The following is a 3,289-nucleotide window of genomic DNA, read 5'->3' as shown; positions in this document are numbered from 1 at the left end:
ATGCATTACCAAATGGTTTAGAGTATGTAGAAGGCAGCATCACAGCAGAAGGTTCTAAACCGAAACCAGTAGAGCTACAGGTGAAAAATAATAAGGTAATGGCAAAGTATCTAGAAATTACAGATACAGAGGAAAGAAGCATTGTCTTTAAAGCGAAGGTAAAAGAAAGCGTAAAAGTGGGCGAAGAAATCGTAAATAAGGCAATTGTAGATGATACAAAGAATTTGCCAGAAGAGCCTTATGTACCGATTACACCACAATATAAAGATGGAAAAATTGAGGCGAGAAAAGAAGTAAGTAATCATGAACCGAAGTTAGGTGAGGAAATCGAATATCGAATTATTTTTAATAATACGGTGAAAGATGGAAAACTAGCAGAGGTAAAAATAGAAGATGAAATTCCAGCTGGATTAGAGTTTGTAGAAGGAAGCGAAAAGGCTGAAGGTGAAGAGCCAAAACCGGTGGAGTTGAAAGTAGAAAATGGTAAGGTAATGGCAAAGTATTCAGAGATTATGGATACGAAAGAAAGAAGTATCGTCTTTAAAGTGAAGGTGAAAGATTCAGTTGCAATAGGGAAGGACATTACAAATAAGGCAATTATCCATGTTGATGATCCGAACCACCCTATAACTGAACCGACAGCGAAAATTACACCGCAATATAAAGACGGTAAAATTGCTGCTCATAAAAAGGTGAATAATCATAAACCGAAGCTAGGGGAAGAAATCGAATACCGAATTTCATTTAATAATACGGTGAAAGATGGACAACTGGCAGAGTTGAAAATTGAGGATGAAATTCCGTCTGGTTTAGAGTATGTGAAAAATAGTCTAAAAGCAGAAGGTGATAAGCCAGCCCCAGTAGAGTTGAAAGAAGAAGCTGGTAAGGTTAGTGCGAAGTATGAAAATATCACTGACATGAAAGAAAGAAGTATTATCTTTAAAGTGAAGGTGAAAGATTCTGTTGAAGTGGACAAAGCAATTGTAAATAAAGCAATTGTTGATGATACAAAAAATCCACCAGAGCGACCGGAAGTAGATATTACACCGCAGCATAAAGCTGGTAAATTTAAAGCTGATAAAAAGGTAAGCAAAAAAGATCCAAAGCTAGGAGAAGAAGTAGAGTACCGAATTAGTTTTAAAAATACGGTAGAAAACGGAAAGTTAGCCGAGATGAAAATCGAGGATCAACTACCAAATGGATTAGAGTATGTAAAGGACAGTTTAAAAGCAGAAGGTAATGAACCGAATCCAGTAGAGCTAAAAGAAGAAGCTGGAAAAATTACAGCGAAGTATGAAAATATTACTGATACAGCTGAGCGGGGTATTAGCTTTAAGGTAAAAGTAACGGAAGCAGTAAAAGTCGGTAAGAAAATCGTGAATACGGCAATTGTGGATGATGATAATCCAAAGAATCCTCCGCAAAAACCAGAAGCGATTATTACACCAGAGTATAAGAATGGAAAAATAAAAGCGGAGAAAACAGTAAATAACCCAGCTCAAAAATTAGGAGAAGAAGTAGAGTATCGAATTACGTTCCGTAACGTAGTTGAGCACGGAAAATTAGCGAAGGTGAAAATTAAGGATGAATTACCAAACAGTTTAGAGTTTGTAGAAGGTAGCGAAAGAGCTGAGGGGGATAATCCAAAACCGTTGCATGTAAAATTGAAAAACGGCACAGTACTCGCAGAATATCCAGAAATTACGGATATGAAAGAAAGAAGCATCGTCTTTAAAGTAAAAGTGAAAGAAAAAGCTAAAATTGGCGAAGCGATTGTGAATACGGCGGTTGTGGAAGATACTATAAATCCACCAGAGAAACCGAATGTCGCTATACAGCCTCAATATAAAGCTGGTGCATTACAAGCAGAAAAAACAGTAAGCAACCATGAACCGAAGTTAGGAGAAGAAGTAGAATATCGAATTAGTTTTGAAAATACGGTAGAAAACGGAAAACTAACTGAGGTAAAAGTAGAAGATAAAATTCCAGCCGGTTTAGAATACGTACAGGATAGTATAAAGTCTGATGGGCCGGAACCAAATCCAGTAGAACTTAAAGTTGAGAATGGAAAAGTAACAGCAAAGTATCCAGAAATTACGGATACGAAAAAAAGAAGTATCATCTTTAAAGTGAAAGTACAAGAAACGGTACAAGTGGGAAAAGAAATTATAAACAAGGCGGTTGTGGATGATAATAATCCGACAAATCCACCAGTTGAGTCACTTATACCAATTACACCGCAATATAAAGATGGGAAACTAGAGGCAAGGAAAGAAGTAAGTAATCATGAACCAAAGCTAGGGGAAGAAATCGAATATCGAATTACTTTTAACGGCACAGTAGATGGCGGAAAGTTAGTTGATGTAAAGATTGAAGATGAAATTCCGTCTGGTTTAGAGTATGTGAAAGATAGTCTGAAGGCCGTAGGTGATAAGCCTGTACCAACAGAACTTAAAGTTGAGAATGGAAAAGTAACAGTAACAGTGAAGTATCCAGAAATTACGGATACGAAAGAAAGAAGTATCATCTTTAAAGTAAGGGTAAAAGAATCAGTAAAAGTTGGAGAGGAAATAACAAATAAAGCGATTATTCACGTAGATGACCCAAATCATCCAGTTATGGAACCGACAGCGACAATAAAGCCAGAATATAAAGCTGGTAAGTTAAAAGCAACGAAGACAGTAAGTAATAAAGAACCGAAGCTAGGAGAAGAAATCGAATACCGAATTAGCTTTGAAAATACGGTAGAAAACGGAAAATTAGCTGAGGTAAAGGTAGAAGATGAAATTCCAGCCGGTTTAGAGTACGTGCAAGATAGCATTAGATTTGAAGGGGCTGAGCCAAATCCAGTAGAGTTAAAAATGGAGTTTGGAAAAGTAATAGCGAAGTATCTAGAAATTACAGATACGAAAGAACGTAGTATTATTTTTAAAGCGAAGGTAAAAGCAGCACCAAGTAAAGGGATAACAAATAAAGCAGTAGTGGACGATAGAATAAATCCACCACTTGAGCCTACAGTTACAATTTTACCGAAAACAAAAGAAGATTTTAAGATACCGAAAGACCCGAAGGAACCAGAAGTGAAACCGGAGGATCCGAAAGACCCGAAGGAACCAGAAGTGAAACCAGAGGATCCGAAAGACCCGAAGGACCCAGAAGTGAAACCGGAGGATCCGAAAGACCCGAAGGAGCCAGAAGTGAAACCAGAGGATCTGAAAGACCCGAAGGAACCAGAAGTGAAACCGGAAGATCCGAAAGACCCGAAGGAACCAGAAGTGAAACCAGAGGA

At 37.7% G+C, this 3,289-nt stretch carries 1 protein-coding gene; it reads left to right on the top strand.

What is annotated here, in order from left to right; genetic code table 11:
- Positions 1–3,289 (top strand): isopeptide-forming domain-containing fimbrial protein (locus MR170_RS30160; protein ID WP_242310555.1); only part of this gene is annotated, 3,289 nt, incomplete at both ends.

The organism is Bacillus cereus group sp. BfR-BA-01524, assembly GCF_022662595.1.
Classification (GTDB): Bacteria; Bacillota; Bacilli; order Bacillales; family Bacillaceae_G; genus Bacillus_A; species Bacillus_A thuringiensis_S.
This window is presented reverse-complemented; position numbering and strand designations above follow the sequence as displayed.